The sequence below is a fragment of the Microbacterium sp. DMC48 genome, assembly GCF_056313825.1.
Window position 1 is genome coordinate 1 of sequence record NZ_JBQUZN010000002.1, and the last position, 3,841, is coordinate 3,841.

At 63.5% G+C, this 3,841-nt stretch carries 6 protein-coding genes; 3 read left to right on the forward strand and 3 right to left on the reverse strand.

The window, feature by feature from the left end; translation table 11 throughout:
- The coding region (locus tag ACT53O_RS00010; protein WP_476150840.1) for a hypothetical protein at positions 1-212 on the forward strand (212 nt) is incomplete at its 5' end.
- 351 nt (positions 213-563) lie between these two features.
- Positions 564-1,136 (forward strand): hypothetical protein, encoded by a 573-nt coding sequence (locus tag ACT53O_RS00015; RefSeq protein WP_476150841.1) that lies wholly within the window; start codon positions 564-566, stop codon positions 1,134-1,136.
- Here the strand turns inward: ACT53O_RS00015 and ACT53O_RS00020 are convergent.
- From ACT53O_RS00020 to ACT53O_RS00030, 3 genes are read right to left on the reverse strand one after another with little or no spacing between them, the layout of a single operon-like run.
- On the reverse strand, positions 1,133-1,732 hold the full coding sequence (locus tag ACT53O_RS00020; RefSeq protein ID WP_476150843.1) for a recombinase family protein: 600 nt from the start codon (positions 1,730-1,732) through the stop codon (positions 1,133-1,135). The two genes, ACT53O_RS00015 and ACT53O_RS00020, sit on opposite strands and share 4 nt — an antisense overlap.
- Positions 1,732-2,559 carry a Fic/DOC family protein gene (locus tag ACT53O_RS00025; RefSeq protein WP_476150844.1) on the reverse strand — a complete coding sequence of 276 codons (828 nt, stop codon included), beginning with the start codon at positions 2,557-2,559 and terminating at the stop codon, positions 1,732-1,734. Before ACT53O_RS00025 ends, ACT53O_RS00020 begins: the two co-directional genes overlap by 1 nt.
- A complete protein-coding gene (locus tag ACT53O_RS00030) occupies positions 2,492-2,686 on the reverse strand; it encodes an antitoxin VbhA family protein (RefSeq protein WP_476150846.1) in 195 nt (64 codons plus the stop codon). The genes ACT53O_RS00025 and ACT53O_RS00030 overlap by 68 nt, the downstream gene beginning before the upstream one ends.
- A 148-nt stretch (positions 2,687-2,834) precedes the next feature.
- Between ACT53O_RS00030 and istB the strand changes: the two genes are divergently transcribed.
- Positions 2,835-3,578, forward strand: coding sequence for an IS21-like element helper ATPase IstB (gene istB, locus ACT53O_RS00035; protein ID WP_476150848.1), 744 nt, complete (start codon positions 2,835-2,837; stop codon positions 3,576-3,578).
- The last annotated feature ends 263 nt before the right edge of the window (positions 3,579-3,841 follow it).

Below are 3,841 nucleotides of genomic sequence, written 5' to 3' on the forward strand. Positions count from 1 at the left end.
TTGCCGGTGCCGGAGCACTCAGCGGAGCCCGTGTCGCGGTATCCGCATGCGCCGACAGCACCTGCGCCAACCCCACCGCCATCGGCTCCGCCACCACGAACGCCACCGGCAACATCACCGTCACCACAACCACCACCAGCCCGTACTACCAAGTCGAATGGGCCGGAAACATGTACTACGACAAAACCACCACCACCGTCACCCGCCAATAAGCCAACCAACCCACAACACCCTCTCCACCGCCACACCCACAACATCTTCACGCGCCGATGAGCGACCTCGGCGTCCTCGACGCTCAACAGCAATCGCGCTGAGTGGCGCGCGCTAACCTAGAAAGATCAGAACCAGCCCGTCGCCGGAAGGCGCGGGCTGGTCTTCTTTTACGAGAGGTTCGTCGTCGAAGAAACCACGCCGTGGTTCCCTGGAGCAGCAAGTTGAGCGACCTCTCCGACGCACACATCGACTTCCCTGTCGACCTCGGCGGAATTAGCCTCAAGGACCGAGGAAGGGTCCTCCTGCGAAGAGCAACCATCACCGGCGCAGCCCTCCTTAGGCTCAATCAAGTGACGATCAATGACCGGGGAACCTTCGATCTGAGTCGCGCACAAATCAGCGGTGAGGCGATCGTCCATCTCTACAACGCAAACATCGCAAGCCAGGGCATCCTGAGTCTGCTTGCCGCCACGATCCGTGAGACGGCCTCGGTAATGGCCTCCAAGTCAAATCTCACCGACACCGCCCTGCTTCTGTGCGAAGCCGCAACCGTCAGCGACTTTGGGACGTTCAGCCTGAGCGAGACGGTGGTAGCTAACGGAGCGTGCATCGATCTGAGCCGAATCCGACTGAGATCCGATGCGGACCTGATCCTGGATGACATGGTCGTGAGCGATCACGGAGTCGTGAATGCTCAGAAGGCAAGACTCCGCGATAATGCACGCTTAGGGGTGGCGGGTTCGAAATTCACCCAACGCGGAAAGGCACTGTTCTCTCACGCCCAGATAGCCGAAAACAGTGAGATCACTTTCGACGGAGCAACAGTCACAGCTCAGGGACTGAAGCTCGAGGGAGCGGCGATCACGACTGATGGGCCCGTCATGCTGCCGGACGAGCGACTGCTCTCCCCGGAACCGGCTTAGCGGCTCGCCAACTGCCCGGGCGCGGAAGCCGCGCCATCGTGCTTCGCAAGGGCACGTGATACGGAGGAACTGCCGACACCCAACACGCTGGCGATCTGCGCCATACTCTGGCCCTCTTCACGCATCCTCGCGGCCGCCGCGGTGCGTTCAGGCGTCATCACGGAAGGCCGACCGCCGACGCGGCCCTGAGCACGTGCGCGGGCCAGACCCCGAACCGTGTTCTCTCGAATCGTGTCGACGCGCAGCTGCGCGAACACGGCCACGATGCCGAACAGGGCACGTCCCATCGGGGTTGTCGTGTCGATATCAGGCTCGGTGAGACTACGGATGTTCACCCCGCGCTCGTGCAGATCGGTGATCGTCTCGATGGCCATCTTCTCGCTGCCGGCAAGGCGATCTAGCCTGCGCACCAGCAACGTGTCACCAGGTCGTAGGTAGTCCAGGCAGGCGAGCCACTGCGGACGGTCCTTCACGCGGCTGGACTCGCCGTGGTCGACGAACACGCGCCCTGCGCCGGCTGCGTGCAGCTCGGCCTCTTGAGCGGCCGGGTTCTGGTCTTGACGCGACACTCTCGCGTATCCGACGACGTTGCTCATCACCCCTCCCCTCGCTCGGGCCGGCGGATGCCCCCCGGCATGCTCCTGGTCTGTGCCTGAGCGTTACCGGCACCGGCGCCATACCCGTCCTGGACCACCCGCGTCGCACTCGTGCCGAACGATAGCCGGGCCCGCTCGGCAGCCCTCCACGCGGCGTCACGCTCCCCTGCAGCAGCCTTCGTCACTATCTGATCGAACATCTTCCGCAGCGGGTCGAGATCCTGCCGCTCTGATGCCGCTCGGCACGCTTCATCGTTGACCTCACCGCGCACTCCGCGCCAGTCGAGCTGCCAGCCGGCATCCGCCGCGATGCGGTTCCACATCACCCGCTGTGCGCGGCCGTTGCCCTCCCGGAACGGGTGAATGTAGTTGAACTGGTCGTAGTGGTGAGCGAGCCGATCGACGAACCGGGATCGGCTCATGCCGCGCAGCATGTCGTCGCCGCGGAGCTCGGCGGCGGCGAAGCTGGCGGCCCGCTCGATCATCGCCACCGGCAGGAAGAACTCAGCGCCCTCGACGTTCTTGCGAATGTCCACGGTGCGCAGCTCCCCCGCCCATTCGTAGACGTCCTGGAACAGATGACGGTGGATCGCGCGCAGCTCGTCGAGATCTCCGGTAGGCGCCGGTGGATGGTTCTCGAGCTGCAGGAGCCGGGCAAAAGAAAGGTCGCCCTCAGCCTCGTCGAAAGCGACCTTCGTACGTGCGCCGAGCTTGTTTCGCAGCAGCCCCGTCTCTGGATCGAGGTACGGGTCTACGAACTCAGCCGAGTCCATAACGAGCGCGTGCGCGAGCCACCAGCTCGTCAGAGTCGATCCGACCCGCGACATACTCGCCGGCGTCGGCCCGGCCGGCAGCGCTAACGTGCAGACCCTCCATCTCGCCGCTGTGGATCGCCTCGGCAACCTGACGCTCCCGCGCGGCTGCGGTCGTCGTGGTGACGGTGGAAGTAGCCATCTGCGCTCCTCTCGCTCCACCTCAGTCTATCGTGTTTCCCGAAAACGTACTAGCGAAGGTTTCGGGCAGTATTGGTTTCGGGAAAGAGTTTCGGGAAGAAATCAATCGGCGTGTCGCCGGCGGCGGCGCATCCGGTCACCCAGAAACGATCATTTCCGAGCAAAGGGTGAGCCGGTCAGCGTCGACGAGAACGGCGCCTCTCCCCTGCCGTGACGGGGACGAGAACTGGTCTCATGAGGAGTACCTCGCCGCAGTCCTGGAACGCCAACTCGCTGACCGCGAGTCCGCGGGCACGACAATGCGGATCAGGACGGCGCACTTCCCGGCGATCAAGACCCTGGAAGACTTCAACCTCGACCACCTGCCCAGCCTGCGCAAGGACCTCCTCGCACACCTAGCCACATCGACGTTCGTCGCAAAGTCGGAGAACGTGATCCTGCTCGGCCCTCCCGGAATCGGGAAGACTCACCTCGCGATCGGGCTCGGCGTCAAAGCCGCCCACGCAGGCTACTCCGTCCTCTTTGACACCGCGAACAACTGGATCAACCGGCTCGCCGTCGCGCACCATGCCGGGCAGCTCGAGGCCGAGCTGAAGAAGATCCGCCGCTACAAACTCATCATCATCGACGAGATCGGCTACATCCCCTTCGACACCGACGCCGCCAACCTGTTCTTCCAACTCGTCGCCTCTCGTTACGAGCAGGGATCAATCATGGTCACCAGCAACCTGCCGTTCGGACGCTGGGGCGAGACCTTCGGAGACGACGTCGTCGCGGCCGCCATGATCGACCGCCTCGTCCATCACTCCGAAGTCCTCACCCTCAGCGGTGACTCCTACCGCACCCACGGGCGCCGCGACCTCATCACCAAAGACCGCGCCGACAAAAACTGACCCCCAGAGGGGTCAAGATTCAAACGGCAAAACGGGGTGAAGGTTCACTCGGCATTGACAAGAACAGTAAGGGCGCTCTCCTAGCCACCACCACCACCGCCCAGTAACACCACCCAGGTTCTGTCGACCGGGCACCCATTCCCGTCTGACGGAAACTGGCGACGTGCTTCTTACGGATCTGGCAGGAAGCATTAAGTTCACTCCAGCCCGCGTCCCCGACACTCCCGCACGTCACAGCTACGGGAACACCGTTCACGACGAAC

Bases quoted from the DNA above. Each gene is read 5' to 3' on its own strand.
- ACT53O_RS00020 (WP_476150843.1), bottom strand. From the start codon at position 1,732: ATGAGCAACGTCGTCGGATACGCGAGAGTGTCGCGTCAAGACCAGAAC.
- ACT53O_RS00025 (WP_476150844.1), bottom strand. From the start codon at position 2,559: ATGTCGCGGGTCGGATCGACTCTGACGAGCTGGTGGCTCGCGCACGCG.
- ACT53O_RS00030 (WP_476150846.1), bottom strand. From the start codon at position 2,686: ATGGCTACTTCCACCGTCACCACGACGACCGCAGCCGCGCGGGAGCGT.